Raw genomic sequence first — 15,578 nt, 5'->3', positions numbered from 1 at the left:
CAACAACCCCACGCTGGCGTTCACCCGCCAGCATCACCAGCACCAAACAAATCCAGGTCCAGCTGCGTATTGCAAATTAGCTGCGCGGACCGTGCCCACAGATCTGCAGAGACCATTCGCAAGGACGCTCTCCACGTGATCGCCCAGATCCTGCCACATTGCCACCTTGGGAAACGCAAAGCGGCCGAGTGCGCATCGATCTTGCACCTCCCATCGTTCATTTGGCGCTATGGTTAATCGGATGGACTCCAAGAACCTCTCTCGCGCTCCCTCTTCTTCGAGGTCGCCGATATCAGGAAGCGCCGGCAAATTCATGCCAAAATCTTGCTTCAGTCGCTCCCGGAGGCAGAGGTTATCGACAACGTCGTCCTCTGCTTCCGCAAGTTCCCACGGGGCGTCTGCGGAGGCACGAGATAAGGCAACTGGCACGAGCATCAGCGGTGCGAGGTGTTCAACATCACTGTCGACAGATTCGAACCACTTTAGGAACCCGAATGCCACGTAGAGACACCGTACTCCTTGCTCCGACATGGAGAGATGCGCGTGTCCGTCTAGCGTTCTCAGCCTCCGTTCTAGAACTCTATCGCTAACGCCGGTCAAGAGATCGCGGACTGCCAGCTTGGGAGAGCTTCTGCATTCATCAAGTGGAGGATTCCATTCCTTCTTCTTTTTGACGGGATCAACCTCTGGAGCCTCTGCGGTGTCCTCATCCTCGTATCCTGGGGGCGGCGGTACGAGTTCACGTCGCCACGGAAAACGCATAGAGCTCGACCCTGCGGCTCCTTCGCTTGCCAGCTTTCTCCAGATTGTTTCAGTGGCAGGAGTCAGCAGCTCAATAACGCCACGCGTAGGATTGAATGAGCAGTTGATTAGCGGATTTCGATTTCCAAGATCGAGCAACTTGCCTCGCCACTTTTGAATCTGGCCCCGAAGCTTATGCTCGATGTCATCCGAGTGGGTTTTTCCTGGGCTGACGATCGGCGATGAACCACCGCGGGCCGTGCCGCCAGATTCAGGAAAGACGCGCCGCGTAGCAGAGTCCCCGTCGTCGGGGAATTGTTGCGTCATGGGTACTTATCAAATCGCTGGCAGGAGGCACGATGGGATCGACACTTACTGTGTATGAGGATAGTCACCGTTTCGCGGGGGCGAAAGCTGCGGAATTTCGGCGTGCTGCGATTTTCATCGTGCGACGCGGTAATTCCCTGGTAGACAAGTTGTGGCATGGAACTATTCTGGAGTTCCGAAACAAATTTCCGCGAAAATCCTTACACAGCCCAAAAATCGGTTCGGAGTAATATTGTGGCCAGAAAACCTAAGAGCGGTCCTAACAAGTCCCTGGAGATCCGAAACTACAAGGATGCCAATCCGAGCGCGAGCCCGAAGGAAATCGCGGAGGCCCTAAGCAAAACGGGGATCGAAGTTTCGCCGCAGTTCGTGAGCACGGTCCTTTCGAACGCCAAGAAGAAGGGTGGGAAGATCGGCAAGCGTGGACCCAAGCCAGGATTCAAGCGTTCCACGGCAATCGGTGGGATTGAACACCTGGTTCACGCCAAGAAGCTAGTCGATCAGCTCGGTGGGATTGATGCAGCGCGTTCCGCAGTCAATGCACTCGCGCAAATCCTCGGCTGAGAATCCCGACTAGTCGGGTTTTTACCGCCGCTTGTCCATGCGTGCGATCCGCCTGTGACCACAGCTAACTTCGTTTGAATCGGGCGACAATTGAGGGGCGGTAAGTCAAAGGCTTCAGCTGTCCGCGATAGCGTTCGAAATCGTGCGTCTCAGATTTCCGTCTAACTTAGGCAGCTTCTGTTTCAATCGAAAAAACTCCTGCCAGGGATCTCGCTTGAGCGATCGCAATCGCTTCGCGGCGTTTTGAACAGTGAAGCAGTCAGGCGTCAGGCTTGGCAATAGTTCACTCCACCCGATGGGCATGGCGACTGGGGCTTGGGTCTTGGCCCGAGTGGAATAAGGTGCGATTGCGGTAGAGCCACGATCGTTTCGCAGGTAATCGATAAAAATCTTCCCTTGGCGAGCGGCCTTCGCCATTTTCGCCACATAACGGTCGGGATATTCTTGCGCAAGCAACTGGGCGATTGCTTGGCTAAAGTCCTTTGCCTTATTCCAATCAGCGCGCCTCGGTGACAGTGGAGCGACTACATGTAGCCCCTTGCCCCCGGTGAGTTTGGGAAATGTCTGCAGATCGAGCGCGGAAAGCAGGTCACGAATAAAGAAGGCTGTTTCAACCACTTTGCTCCACGGAACATCGGGAGCGGGATCAAGATCGAACACCAGCCAATCGGGATACTCGAGACGGTCAGCACGCGATCCCCAGACGTGAATCTCTAGCACTCCCATTTGCGCAAGCGACAACAGGCCTGGCAAATCATCAGCGACGAGATAGGTGACGCGCTCGTTCTTCTCGTCAATTTCAAAGCGTCGCAAGGCATCCGCCGTGCCTGCGGCAGCGTGTTTTTGGAAGAAGCACGACTTGGCTTGTCCCTCGGGACAGCGGAGTAAGCTGAGCGGACGATTCTCCAGGTAGGGCAGCATCCGGTTCGCGACTTGTTGGTAATAGCTCGCCAGATCCAATTTTGTCAGGCCGAGATCCGGATACAGAATTCGATCAGGATTGGTGAGAGGAAAGCGAATAGCCGTTTTCGATTCACGGCTGGACGTTGTTACGGCCTGCTTGGTCGGAGTTACTGGTTGATCTGCTCGGTCGAGAACGAGTGTTTCTGGCTGGCCTACGGATCGCGCTGTTTTGTCGGCACGAAGTCCCAGGAATGATCCGTGGCGCAGTACAGCATCTTCAGTCCAGCCGGTGAACTGAATCTGGGCTACGAGTTGGGGCTTTACCCAGCGGACCTCGGTACCACGCTCGCGTGATGGAGTTGGATCAAAAGGACAAAGCTGGACGTTGCGTTCCTCTAACTCCGCTCGGAGTGAGGTGAGCAAACGTGTATTGAAACCCGTGCCCACACGGCCAGCATATTTGAGTTTACGTCCCTGAAAATAGCCAAGCAGCAGCGCGCCAAAGCTTCGATGGTCGGATTTTGAGACCGTGAAACCGCCAATGACAAACTCCTCCTGTTTCAGACATTTGATCTTTAGCCAATCGTCGCTCCTTCCTGGCGAATAGGGTCGATCGGCGCGCTTCGAGATGATTCCCTCGAGGCCCAGTTGGTAACATTGCTTGAGCAGCGTTTCGCCATGCTGCGAAAAATGATCGCTATATTGCAGCCGTCCGAGCCTTTCGGTGGGGAGGAGCGATTTCAGACGTCGCTTGCGCTCGATTAATGGCCGAGATCTCAGATCGACGCCGTCTAGTTCAAGCAGATCGAAGACAAAATAAGCGAGCGGTCGCGATTCGATTCCCTGCAATGAATTCTGCAACGCTTGAAAATCGCTGGCACCGTTCGCAGAGAGTGCTACGACTTCACCGTCCAGGACAGCGGAAGTCGCGGGCAGTTGCTCTGCGGCCGCCGCGATGGCTGCGAACCGGTGGGTCCAGTCGAGCTGATTGCGCGTCCATAGCCGCGCTTCGCCATTCACCAAAGTACAAAGGAGACGGTAACCGTCATATTTGATTTCATGCAGCCACTCGTCGCCTGAGGGAACCCGCGTCGCCAGTCGAGCCAACTGAGGAGTCGCGGGCTTATGGCCGCCGGTAGTGAGCGAACTTTTGGCTGTGGTCGGGGCAGTTCGTTTCGCTCTCGCGACGACTTGCTTGATACCCGTCTTCGCTCCAGTTGAAAGCTCCGACTTCTTTTTTCGCTTGGGTGGAACGCCCTCTGCCACCTCAAGCAGCGTCCGACCTGTGATGACGCTCTTGGGCGCTGACTCAGTGAGTTCCTCCCCAACCTCACTTGCAGCGGCATCGTGCCGTTTGATCAGGAGCCAATTCTTGCCTTGGTCGCGGCCACGGAGTTGGATGAGCGTCCAATTGCCCTTGAGCTTCTCGCCCTGTAACTCGAATTCCAATTTTCCCTTCGCCAGGGCTTTGTGTGGGTCACCCACGGGGATCCAAATGCCGCGATCCCAAACGATAACTTCGCCGCCACCATATTCGCCCTTGGGGATTACGCCTTCAAACTTGGCATATTCCAGAGGATGATCTTCAACCGCTACGGCCAGTCGCTTTTGCGCTGGATTTAGGCTTGGGCCTTTTGGCACTGCCCAGCTTTTCAGGACGCCATCCAGTTCGAGACGAAAGTCGTAGTGTAGATGCGAGGCAGCATGCTTTTGCACGACAAACTGCAAGTTGCCGCTGACATCAGCTTTTCTGGGAACCGCAATGCCTTTTGGTTCGGTAGTTTTTCGGAAATGACGCTTGCGGCGATATTCAGTCAGACCCATCAATGCACCCGCAAGTCGATCGTTGGACAGTCCGGACCATTCACATCCAGCGGTTAGCCACTTTTACGCCGTTTCGGCGCTGCTTTCCGACGACTCGCGCTGGTCATTCGTGGACCAGCCGTTTTCTTGCTGCGGCTTGTTTCGCCGTTCCCGACGGCAGCCAGGCTCTTTTTCAATGCATCCATAAGATTGATGATTGGCGGCTCATCTTCGGCTGGGGCAGTGACTATTTTCTTTCCCGCAACTTTCGCTTCGATCAATTCGGTCAGCGACTCGACATAGTCGTCTTTGAATGACTCGATGTTGAACTTCGGGCGCACGAAGGCCTTGAGCAGCGTCCGTGTGAGTTTGATTTCTGCATCCTGTAGCGCCGGAGTTTCGAGTTCGTCTCCCAATACCTGTGGACGCCGCACTTCAGCATCGAATTTGAGCGCCGTCATCGAGAGGAGATTTTCGACCGGACGAATCAAAACCAGTTCCTCGCGGCCGTACAGTACCGCCTTCGCGATGGCACAGCGTTTGTCGTCTGCCAGAGATTGTTGAAGGAGCGCATAGGGCCGCTGCCCGACTGCGCCATCGGGCAACAGATAATAAGCCTTCTCTGTGAAGTAGAGCGGATCGACCGCATCGGCCTTGACGACCGCTTCAATATTCACCGCCCGCTCGCCTCTGGTCCGCAAAGCTTTCAATTCCTTAGGGTCAATGACAACATATTGGTTGTCTGCATATTCATAGGCCGAGACGATTTCATCGGCGGGAACCTTGCCGTGCACAGGACAGACTTTTTGATACTGAATGCGACTGTGACATTCGCCGTGCAGCTGATTCAGTCGGATCGATTCCGCTCCAGTGTTGGCGGAATAGCCTTTCACCGGGACCGAGACGAAGCTCAGCTTGAGGTAACCTTTCCAGGTGGACCGAGGCATAGAAGCAACTCCGTAGATCACTTTCGCGACCGAAGCGTTATTTGAAGGGCGTTGAATGCATGCATGGCGACGCTAGCAGTGCAAGCGTTGTGCCGTGAGCAAAGCTAATAGAACCCCGTCGCATCAAAAATCCCGACTAGTCCGGATTTCACCGTCGCCCTTCCATGCGCCGCGTCCGGTCGGCTAACTGCTGTGCAGTCGCCCGATTCGCCATTTCGGCCAGCGTGGTCCTCGCTCGCGTGACCTTGCTGCCCGTCTCCAACTGCACACCTAGCATCGAGGCGGCAACTGCATTCCCCACGAGGCAATCGAACCAGTGGTTGTCGGGGCGATCCGGACGCTGCTTCCATTCTTCGACGGACCTGCCCCGTCCCTGGGTGGTCACCGGATACTCGGAAGTGAGGTGCTCGCTGAGGAGCCGATGCTGATCGGGCTGCGTACCGAAGAGGGACAGGCAGCTTTTGTCACCCATCGCCACCGCGAGACGCGCGAAGATGAAAGTCTTCCAGTAGTTCGTGTCGTAAATCACGTGCCGCACTGCCCGGCGACCATAGGTGCTCGGGATCCGCCAGTTGAAGCCGACTCGATCGCCCTGCTGTCGCTTGTACTCCGCGAAGGGAATGCTCGCGGCACCCACGTACCGACCATGGCTGGGCATCAGAATTGCGCCGTGCTTCGACTGCCGACAGAACTGGTAGACGGTGTCGGTCGTCGCTCCCCAGTTGGCGTCAGCTAGGCAGGTGCCGACTCGCAGCACGCCACCACCATCCCGCTGCCATTCCAGGGCGAGGATGTCATCTGTGAGTCGCTCCAGCCCGGCATAGATCGAGCCTTCGAGACCTGTGTTGGGTGCCACCGAGGCCAGCGTCGGGTTGGCATCCCGCAACGAGAAGTAGGGTCGCTTCTGATCCGGGTAAGTCCCATAGTCTAGGACGTAACCGGTGAACTCGTTCTCCCAGGCGCAGACCAGGTAATAGAGAAGATCGCCCTGCACGTCGATGAAGGCTGTGACGTGGACGCAGTTGCTGGGGACGCAGGCTCTCGGTAACCGGTTGAGCTTGGCGGCGATCTCATCGGCAGTGAGACGCGTGGAGTACTGCGACGCTTCCAACAGCGGTTCGTTCTGATACTCCGCGAAGAAAGCCGCTTCGTTCTGCAGCTTCAGATTCATCGCATGCTGAATGGCCGACGCTTCGTCTTCGTTAAATCGCGCGGGCCAGGCGATCTTCGCGCCGGCATCCATTTCAGTCTGGTGCTCGATGTAGAACGCCGTGGCGTTGTAGAGCCCCTGCTCGGCTCGCAGGCCGTCCGCCCGAATCTGGGCATACTCTTCCCACAGCTTCTCGTTCGTGGGGAACGAGTAAATCATCTTGGTCCGTTCACCCTGCCACTGCGGGTGTTTGTCTCGGTCGAGGATCTTATCCGCCATGTCGCTGGGACGGATTACGGTGCAGGGCATGATCCCTGCGATCTTGTGACCAGGACCGGCCAGACCGAGAACTGCACCCGCCAGAATACTCTCGCGCTGCGCACATTGGCTCAGTGACCGGGCGGACTCGTCTGTTTGCGGATCATCGAGCACTACGAGCGAAGGCCGCACCGTCTGGCCATCAGCCCGCTTATGCTTCATACCTCGGATCCGCCCTGTGAGCCCTGCCACCTTGATGACGGCAGCGCTCGCGAGACTGTCCGGCATCGTAGGGAGCACGATTTCTTTCGCCGTCCAACTGATGTGCGTTCGTTCGCCCTGGTAGAGCTGGCCACTGCAGCGATTGGCGATGCCATCAAGGGCCCGGATCGGATAGACCACTTCCGGATAGTCTTCGAGGAGCAGATCGTTTCCTTCGAGTTCGGTCTTAATCGACTCCAGCATCTCGGCAGCGTGCCCTTCGTCCGAGCCGATCAGGCAGACGAACTCGCGGTGCCCAAAGATCAGCGCCCAGATACAGGCGACCTCGCAAAGGCTGCTCTTCCCCGAGCCACGTGGCATTGCCATTGCGAACAGACCACCTTCGAGGACGGCCCGTTGGATCTTACGAATGACCTTCAGATGGTCGTCGGACCAGGCATGATGGAAGGTGGTGCGGAAGTAGGCTTCACAGAAGAATTGAAAGTCGTCGTGCGAGCGGGCCTTGCGATCGGCATCGACGACGGCCGGTAGTTCGCCGATATCGCGGCCGGCTAGAGACAGGGCAGCGTTGCGGGCCCGGGCCTTGTCCTTCAGTTCCTCGTAGGGATCGATTGCCGGTGCCGCCGATGCCGCGTGCGTCTGTTCAACGAGCCAGCCGATGTAGCGGAGCAGGTCGACGTTCTGCCCGTCCCCGATCCGGAGCCCCGCTCTCGTCCGATGACGCAACAACTGCCGTTCGCTGATCACTTCACCGAGGTCAGTGGAGTTGAGCAGCTGGCAGAGTTCGCCAGGGCGGAGTTTGCGGGGGTCAGCGACCACGGGCGAGCTCCTTCACGAGCCACGCCGCGTAATGGACCAGGTTCAGGGTGCCATCCCGGTTCGTCGGTGCGCCGGCATCGACGTCTGCCTGCAGCGTGGCTTCGGTAACGCTCGCGCTACCGACCTTCGACAGCACGCGGGCGGCATCCGCGAGCGTCATCGCGGCGGGATTGATCTTCGGTGGTGATCCATCACTGGGCATGGCTGTTCCCTCGCCGTATTAGGCTGCCCTCAATCGTGCGGACAAAGCTGAACAATTCTTTCGCTGATTCTCAGAACAGCGCTTGATGTTCTTCGCGAAAGCTGGCTCATGTGTGTCTGTCCGAACGATTTCCATCCCAGCTACACCCGGAGAACGATCATGTCCAAGAAGACCAGCACGAAGAAGCCTGCATCGAAGACCGCCAAGGCTAAACCTGCCAAGAAGGCCAAGACCCAAGCACCAGCGACCAAGCTCGAAGCGACCGAAACGAAGCCCGCCGGTACCTGCCCGAAGGGTGGCGATCACGAATGGACCGACGAAGGTGCCGAACGGTTCTGCGCGAAGTGCAAAGAGCCCGAGGTGGCGAAAGGCAAACGGACGAAGAAGACCAAGACTGCCAAACCCGCAATCGAGAAGAAGATGTCCGCACTCGATGCCGCCGCCAAGCTGCTCGGCGAGACCAAGGAGCCGATGAATACGAAGACGATGATCGAAACCATCGCAGCGAAGGGCTATTGGTCGAGCCCCGGTGGTAAGACGCCGCATGCCACGCTCTATAGCGCCATCCTGCGGGAGATCAACACCAAAGGCCACGAAGCCCGGTTCAAGAAGACCGACCGGGGGAACTTCGCGTTCAACGGGTAGCGCACCCCGGCAGACTCGGCCCCACGACGCCCCACGTTCGCCACGCTGGGGCGTTTTGCGTTTCTTGGCCCAGGAGGCGGACCAGGGGACAACTACGCCACGTCGGGCCACACGGTGCGTCGGCGGAAACCTGCTGGATTCTAGGGGCCGGCTATTGAACTTCGCAGCGATTGCTGGCTTATGTGTGTTATCGCAACCGCCTATGCCCGGAGTTTCACGATGACCACTTTCTACGTCGCCACCCGCGCTCAGTACGTCTTGGTCGAAGCGGCCGACGAATCCGAAGCAAGTAAGCTTGGGCAAGCCGCCCTGCAGGCGATGTACGCGGCACGCTTGGGCAAACAGGTGACGATCAGGATCTGCACCATCCGGCCCGCGACCGCCGACGAGATTCAGCTGCAGCGCTGGCACAACCAGATGGTTGCGGCGGGAGGCAAGTAACCGCTCCGCGCGAAGCAGCTTTCTTCCAGCCGCGGAAACCGTTGGTAAACTGGGGCCGGTGAACGAATTGCCTCCTGCCACTTCCGTGTTACGCTCATGCCCCGCGCTCCTCTGACCATCGAACAGATCCTGACATGGGCCGATGCGCATCGCGAGAGAACCGGCAAATGGCCGACAGCACTCAGCGGGCCGGTGCATGGTGTGCCCGGCGAAGATTGGCTGAACATCAATCAAGTCATGTGTGCGGGTAGGCGAGGGTTTCGTCCGCGACAGACCACGCTCGCGAAGGTCCTGGCCCAACACCGTGGCAAGCGTAACCAGGGGCAGCTGCCGAAGCTGAAGATCAAGCAGATTCTTGCCTGGGCCGATGATCATCATGCGCGGACGGGGAAACTGCCCGATGACTTGTCGGGTGCCATTCCAGGCACCGAAGAAACGTGGTCCACGGTTGCTAACGCCTTGCGACGTGGTAGACGCGGCTTGCGACAGACCTCGCTGGCCCGACTGCTGAGCAAAGTACGGAAGGACGTAAAACTCGCCGCGAAGCAGCCCCCTTCGTTGCAGCAAATCCTCGCCTGGGCAGACCAGCACCACGAGCGGACCGGAGTCTGGCCGACTCGTAAAGCGGGGCCGATTCCTGGATCCAAAGTCCGGAACTGGCTCGCAGTCAACTATGTTCTGGTGTCGGGCAAGGTTGGTGCGAAGACCACCTTGTCGAAGTTGTTGGCTAGCGAACGCGGCGTTCCCAAGCACAATCGCCTGCCGCCACTGACCGTTGCACAGATTCTGGCGTGGGGCGATGAACACTTTGCTAGAACAGGCGAATGGCCAACGCCTGTGGACGGCGTGGTCGTTGCTGCTCCCGAAGAGTCGTGGTCGCGAGTCGACTACGCCCTGCGAAAAGAGCGGCGAGGCCTCAAAGGCGCAATGAGCTTGGTGCAGTTGTGGGTTCGAGACCGCGGGCTGAGAACCAAGAATTATCAGCCTCCGCTGACGATCGAGATGATTCGCCAATGGGGTTTGGCCTACAAACAGGTGCACGGTCGCTGGCCAAACAAGAAGTCGGGAACCATTGCCGGCATGCAAGGCGACACCTGGTCCAGCATCCGTGCGGCCCTCTACGGAGGCTATCGAGGACTGCCCCCACGAACCACCTTGGGGCAGGTGTTTCGCGAGTGAGTTCAGCGCATGCAGTTCTCGCGAGTTGCCGTCTCGCCTGAGAGACAGAGCGAGCACGAATGTCACCATCGGCGTCTTGCAGGTGCCGGCGGCGAGCAACAGAATACCGGCTCCTGAATTAAAGGAGAACTGTGTGTCCTCGCTGCCCGAACGTCTCGGACGATTTGTAAACGAGCTCGACATCGACTTCAGCCGCTTTACCGTAGCTGGCTGGTTAACGAGCGTCGCATCGTTAGTTCTCGGGCTGATAATTGCCCTCGCGGCATATCGATCAGTCGTCGGCAAGATCCAACAAGATGCGGGGCCAGCTTTAGTGTTTGGCTTGGTCATGATCGGTGTCACTGTCCTTTCGTTTCTCGTCATGCGGGCGATGCTTGCTAAGCTTTTGATACCAATCGTTCGCCAGCCTCCTGAAACTGATCGCCACCTGCCGCATTGAGCTCAGCCTTTCGCCCAGTGAACTTCTCCCATCGCTGTACGATGACATCGCAGTACAGGACGTCGAGCTCCATCAGGTACGCATTGCGTCCCGTCTGCTCCGCACCCATCAGCGTGGAACCGCTGCCGCCGAATAGATCGAGCACGTTCTCACCGGCGCGTGACGAATACTGCATCGCGCGCACAGCCAGTTCGACTGGCTTCTCCGTGAGGTGAACCATCGACTGCGGATTTACCTTCTTCACGTGCCAGAGATCGGTCACGTTGTTCGGACCGAGGAAGGTATGCCCCGCTCCTTCCTTCCACCCGTAGAACGCGATCTCGAACGCACCCATGAAGTCTTTGCGTGTGAGAACCGGGTGCTGCTTGTCCCAGATGATCCCTTGACTGAAGTACAGCTCGTGCTTCTTCAGGAACGGGGGATAGTTGCCGAGGTTGGCATACCCGCCCCAGATGTAGAAGCTACGGCCGGGCTCAAGCACGCGCGAGAAGTTACTGAACCAGGCATCGAGCAGATCGTCGAACGCTTCATCGGTGACGAAGTCATTGGCGAGCGGACGATCCTTGGCGCGGAGCTTCTTTTGCGTCGGCTTGGCTTTGCCGGGATGCAATGCCACATCGAGCGACTGATGATGCTTGGGACCAGCGAACGAACTCAGACCAGCTGCGATGGCGTTGTTGCTGCGCGGTTCGACTTTGACGTTATAAGGCGGGTCGCTGTTCACCAGATGAATTGGTGCGCCGTCGAGTAAGCGATCGAGGTGATCGGGTTTACTGCTGTCGCCGCAGAGGAGTCGATGATTGCCCAGGATCCACAGGTCACCGGGTTTCGTCGTCGCTTCATCTGGAGGCAGTGGCACATCATCGGGATCGCACAGGCCTTCGGACACATCCGTACCCATGAGCTTCTGCAGCGCGTCAGAATCGAAGCCCAACAGGCTCAGGTCGTAGTCAGCGGCGCGCAGATCGGCCAGTTCGATGGGCAGCAGCTGCTTGTCCCAATCAGCGATGGTCGCGGTTTGGTTGTCGGCGATGCGATACGCTTTGATCTGCTCGGGCGAGAGATCGGTGGCGACGTGGACAGGTACCTGTGTGAAACCAAGTTTTTTCGCCGCCTTCCAGCGAGTGTGGCCAACGATGATCACACCCTGCTGATCGACCACGATTGGCTGCCGCCAGCCGTACTCTTTCAGCGAGCCAGCGACGAGGTCTACGGCATCGTCATTGAGGCGTGGATTGTTGGGATAGGGCTTCACATCAGAAATGTTCCAAAGCTTTACGTCCATTGAGTTTGCATCCTTTCGAAGTGGAGATCGGACCGGACCGGACAGCAAAACAAACTGTGCCTACAATGGCCATTCTTCCCGTGGCCAAAACATCATAAAAAGCCACTCCAAGTACCTATGACCGGCGGGGTAGCGTCCGGACGGCGAGTGGCGAGGTTCAGGCCATTTTTGACAAAACGCTGTAGAACGCGTCCTGTGCGATTAGGTGCGATGCCGTTTGGGAATGAACTTTGATAGTTCTTGTAAGAGTGCATACGAGCATCCACACGTTTATCACGTGCTGGTTGCTCCGAGATGCGGAGTGCGGCCTTGGTATCCAAAGCGGCGGATCGACGGACCAGAGAACGCGTCGATCACTATGCTGTGATTATAGCAGAGCAAACCCTACTAATCTATTCTTGTTGTTCGCAGCGCCGCGATAAAGCGTCAACTCGAATGACCCATACTTCAACCACTCGTTTACCTCGCACGTCATGATGACAACCGATCGCTTTTGGGAACTGATCGAGCAGACTCGGCAACGCTTCTTCGCGTCTCAAAGCGATAGCAGTCCGGCGATCGTTGAGCACGAAGCCCTCGCTCAGACATTGTCGGAGCTGGAGCCCGAGGAGATCATCCAGTTTGACCAGCGGTTCGGGGAGCGGATCATCGCTGCCTATCATTGGGACTTGTGGGCCGCACTCTTCATCTTCACTGAAGGCTGTGCCAGCGATAACACATTTGAGGACTTTCGGGCGGAACTGCTACTCTGCGGGAGAGCGGCCTTTGAATCAGCCCTGCGAGACGCCGATAGCCTGGCTGACCTTCCGATGGTGCCGAGGGGCGAAGAAGGGCTACTATCCGTCCCGATGAATGTCTACGAGGAAAAGACGGGGCAACCATTTCCTCAGTACGATCGCGTCGTCCCGCATCCCAGTCAACCGGTCGGTGAACCCTGGGAAGAAGATGACCTGCCGCAGCGTTTGCCCCGCTTCTGGAAGAGATTCGGAGAGCAGGTGACAGATCAAAAGCCAACCGAGCCCACGCCTATCCGGTGGTGTTCGCCAGAACGTCCGTCGACTCAGGAGCCAATCAAGGGAATGAAAGGAAAGCGGCCCTATCGCAAGACTGCTGACCAGAAGAAAAAGGCAAAGCCGAAGGAATGAGACCCGCAAGCGGTTCGATACTTGCATCCCTGGCGTGTTCTTTCAAACACTCCAGAGAAAGTCGCTATGTTCGCCTTCTATTCCAATCGCCTTGGTTGCCTTGGATCCATTGCGGTGTCAATCCTGGCAACCATTGCGCTAGTCGCACTGCTTCGCGGCTGCGGGTAGCAAGTGGGCGCTGCTTCGGTTCGGCCTCGATCACGCCCACGGTGTCATTCTCCGAATAGCACATCGTCGGAAAGGTTGAATGTTTGGAATTTGGTGAAGTGCCAGTTCTGCACTTGGATCGTCATGGCAGAGGCCAACTGCAGCACTGCTTGTTCGTCATCCGCCTCCTTGAAGGCCGTTTCCTCTAGAGGCAGTGGCTTCCCCACGTCTTTCACGACATTGTCTTCCTGTCGCATCCAATCGCGCACGAGCTTGCCGCCACTGTGGAAAGTGAATCCCGCAGTACAGGACGCCCCTTCCAGCAGCAACTGGAAGACATCTGCGTTTTTCGAAATTGTGGTGACTGCATCATCGTCGATCATCAGCAGGACGAAGTTGCCCCAGATCGAAGTCCAGCCGCCCAGAGTTCCGATCGCCACGCCTTCGCAAGAGGACGAGGATGCTTCGTCAAAGGAAACCATCTCCCCTGGTGTGGCAGCACCAAGACCTAGTTTCTCAAGGAGTGCGGGATAGTCGTCGGAGTAGTCTGCCTTGATTAGAATTCCACACGTGTGCCAGGACATGGTTCGATTGCTCGCTGCGAATTGGGAGAGGTGAGAGCGTCAATCTTACCGGATCGGAGCGTTTCTTTGAGATAAGGGGTGAGGCCCGGGAAGGTCCATCGTCGCAGCTACCGTATCATTGTCGTTTGCAGTCCCGCGCCGTGACAAAGCGTCTAATCTAATGCCTCATACTTCAACCACCTCGTCGACTGCTGGACTCACAACGGTTCGCAGAATTGCGTGGGCCGCTCTGGTCATTGGCAGCGCTATTGTTTCGATCACTGTCGCACGGACATTCTGGCCCAAGCCAGCCCCACAGCCGCAACCGATCGCCGCCATTACCGGTTCGCCCTCAAACGAAGCTCCGTCCCAAGCGGCGACACCGCCCGCAAAGATCGAGTCCTTGTGGGACGACTCGAAGCTCCGTGATCTGAGCCCTGCGATTCCGGAGCCAGCATTTGCTGTGGCCAACTCCCTCGGCATGAAATTCGTTCTGATTCCTGCTGGCGAATTTGAGATGGGTTCTTCTGCAGAACAGCTAAAACTCGTGCGGTCGGAACTCGAAAGTGACTTTGCCGAGGGGGAAACTCCTCGGCACAAAGTGTCGCTGAGCAAACCGTTTCTGTTCTCCATTTATGAAGTGACGTGCGGCGACTTCGAGGCATTCGTCGGTGCGACTGGCCACATCACGGAATCCGAAACCGATCAAAGTTGGCGGGGTGGCAACGGCTGGGATCCGATGAAGCTGAAGTTTGTCTTTCGTCATCGTCAGTTCGATTGGCGGAAGATTGGCTACCCGCAGAGCAGACGCCATCCTGTAGTGAACGTGACACATGGCGATTGCTTGGCTTTTTGTAAATGGCTGAGCCAAAAAGAGGGCCGCAGTTACCGCCTGCCCACCGAAGCAGAATGGGAATATGCATGTCGCGCAGGATCGGACTCACTGTTTTACTTCGGCGACGACGTCAAACTGCTGGTCCGTCACGGAAATGTTGCGGATGCAGAATTGAAACAGGCGATGCCTCGAGAGTCGTATGACTACGCTCCGGGCAGCGATGGCCACGCATTCACGGCACCGGTCGGTCTGTACCCGCCCAATTCGTGGGGGCTGTTCGACATGCACGGCAACGTGAGCGAATTGTGTAGCGATTACTTCGATCCAAAGTACTACGAACGAACTCCATCGCTCGATCCCTCAGGTCCCGACGCGCCCCTCCATGCTGGGCGGCCACGCTTTGTAAATCGCGGTGGCAGTTGGCAAGATTCCCCGGCGGACATCCGATCGGCCAATCGAATCTTTGTTTCTGCCGACAACCGGTACTGCTATATCGGATTCCGTGTCGTGCTCGACGTGGCGAGTCCAGCGGAACCCGCCAACGACTAAATGCCAGAAACTTGCCGCACGGTGATCCCGATGGTTTCCAACTTCGGTTAAGCCGAACTCACAAACTGAACCAGTGACTTCCAAACAATCAGAGGGTCTGGCTGCGCTGAATACACTGCGACGTATTTTTGGCCAGCAGCTTGAGCGACATCCGGTCGGACTGATTAAATTGTCCAGTGGATCAACAGCAATTCAATCTGGCACATGTGCACGGCCGATAACGTCACTGATCAAATCGCAGCGCACTTTCGGGTCGCACCTTGATCATAGAGCCCAGTGACTGCCCCCACTGGGCTCTATTTTTCTTATACGGCGCGGCGGCCAGGCTGGCACAACGAGCGGGACTGGCAGGGTTCCGCTCACTGGGCCCGTGTCGTTTACTCGACACGGGTTTTTTTGTCGGCGGTGGATGAC

Annotated in this window: 14 protein-coding genes; 7 read left to right on the top strand and 7 right to left on the bottom strand. The window is 57.3% G+C overall.

What is annotated here, in order from left to right; genetic code table 11:
- Positions 1–33 precede the first annotated feature (33 nt).
- On the bottom strand, positions 34–1,068 hold the full coding sequence (locus NA78x_RS17325) for a DUF4011 domain-containing protein (RefSeq protein ID WP_425613629.1): 1,035 nt from the start codon (positions 1,066–1,068) through the stop codon (positions 34–36).
- 234 nt (positions 1,069–1,302) lie between these two features.
- Here NA78x_RS17325 and NA78x_RS17320 point away from each other — a divergent pair, with 234 nt between their 5' ends.
- The gene (locus NA78x_RS17320; RefSeq protein WP_425613628.1) at positions 1,303–1,632 is read left to right on the top strand and encodes a hypothetical protein; all 330 of its coding nucleotides are present in this window, start codon (positions 1,303–1,305) and stop codon (positions 1,630–1,632) included.
- 114 nt (positions 1,633–1,746) lie between these two features.
- Here the strand turns inward: NA78x_RS17320 and ligD are convergent, their stop codons facing one another.
- From ligD to NA78x_RS17300, 4 genes are all read right to left on the bottom strand, one after another.
- The gene (gene ligD, locus NA78x_RS17315) at positions 1,747–4,359 is read right to left on the bottom strand and encodes a DNA ligase D (RefSeq protein WP_425613627.1); all 2,613 of its coding nucleotides are present in this window, start codon (positions 4,357–4,359) and stop codon (positions 1,747–1,749) included.
- 53 nt (positions 4,360–4,412) lie between these two features.
- Entirely contained in the window at positions 4,413–5,285 is an 873-nt protein-coding gene (locus tag NA78x_RS17310; RefSeq protein ID WP_425613626.1) for a Ku protein, read from the bottom strand.
- Positions 5,286–5,433: 148 nt separating this feature from the next.
- Positions 5,434–7,734 (bottom strand): terminase gpA endonuclease subunit, encoded by a 2,301-nt coding sequence (locus tag NA78x_RS17305; RefSeq protein WP_425613625.1) that lies wholly within the window; start codon positions 7,732–7,734, stop codon positions 5,434–5,436.
- Positions 7,724–7,936 carry a hypothetical protein gene (locus NA78x_RS17300; protein WP_425613624.1) on the bottom strand — a complete coding sequence of 71 codons (213 nt, stop codon included), beginning with the start codon at positions 7,934–7,936 and terminating at the stop codon, positions 7,724–7,726. The genes NA78x_RS17305 and NA78x_RS17300 overlap by 11 nt, the downstream gene beginning before the upstream one ends.
- A gap of 159 nt (positions 7,937–8,095) precedes the next feature.
- Between NA78x_RS17300 and NA78x_RS17295 the strand changes: the two genes are divergently transcribed.
- From NA78x_RS17295 to NA78x_RS17280, 4 genes are all read left to right on the top strand, one after another.
- The gene (locus tag NA78x_RS17295; protein ID WP_425613623.1) at positions 8,096–8,581 is read left to right on the top strand and encodes a winged helix-turn-helix domain-containing protein; all 486 of its coding nucleotides are present in this window, start codon (positions 8,096–8,098) and stop codon (positions 8,579–8,581) included.
- A gap of 219 nt (positions 8,582–8,800) precedes the next feature.
- On the top strand, positions 8,801–9,022 hold the full coding sequence (locus NA78x_RS17290) for a hypothetical protein (protein WP_425613622.1): 222 nt from the start codon (positions 8,801–8,803) through the stop codon (positions 9,020–9,022).
- A gap of 96 nt (positions 9,023–9,118) precedes the next feature.
- Positions 9,119–10,201, top strand: coding sequence for a hypothetical protein (locus NA78x_RS17285; protein ID WP_425613621.1), 1,083 nt, complete (start codon positions 9,119–9,121; stop codon positions 10,199–10,201).
- 133 nt (positions 10,202–10,334) lie between these two features.
- Positions 10,335–10,640 (top strand): hypothetical protein, encoded by a 306-nt coding sequence (locus tag NA78x_RS17280; RefSeq protein ID WP_425613620.1) that lies wholly within the window; start codon positions 10,335–10,337, stop codon positions 10,638–10,640.
- Here the strand turns inward: NA78x_RS17280 and NA78x_RS17275 are convergent.
- On the bottom strand, positions 10,579–11,925 hold the full coding sequence (locus tag NA78x_RS17275) for a DNA modification methylase (protein WP_425613619.1): 1,347 nt from the start codon (positions 11,923–11,925) through the stop codon (positions 10,579–10,581). The genes NA78x_RS17280 and NA78x_RS17275 overlap by 62 nt on opposite strands.
- Positions 11,926–12,398: 473 nt before the next feature.
- Here NA78x_RS17275 and NA78x_RS17270 point away from each other — a divergent pair, with 473 nt between their 5' ends.
- Entirely contained in the window at positions 12,399–13,070 is a 672-nt protein-coding gene (locus tag NA78x_RS17270) for a DUF4240 domain-containing protein (RefSeq protein WP_425613618.1), read from the top strand.
- A gap of 212 nt (positions 13,071–13,282) precedes the next feature.
- Here the strand turns inward: NA78x_RS17270 and NA78x_RS17265 are convergent, their stop codons facing one another.
- Entirely contained in the window at positions 13,283–13,801 is a 519-nt protein-coding gene (locus NA78x_RS17265) for a hypothetical protein (RefSeq protein WP_425613617.1), read from the bottom strand.
- 160 nt (positions 13,802–13,961) lie between these two features.
- Here NA78x_RS17265 and NA78x_RS17260 point away from each other — a divergent pair, with 160 nt between their 5' ends.
- A complete protein-coding gene (locus NA78x_RS17260) occupies positions 13,962–15,164 on the top strand; it encodes a formylglycine-generating enzyme family protein (protein WP_425613616.1) in 1,203 nt (400 codons plus the stop codon).
- The last annotated feature ends 414 nt before the right edge of the window (positions 15,165–15,578 follow it).

The sequence above is a fragment of the Anatilimnocola aquadivae genome (genome assembly GCF_049819085.1).
In the GTDB taxonomy this organism is placed as follows: domain Bacteria; phylum Planctomycetota; class Planctomycetia; order Pirellulales; family Pirellulaceae; genus Anatilimnocola.
Note: the sequence above shows the minus strand (reverse complement) of the source record. Positions and strands in the feature narration are given on the sequence as shown.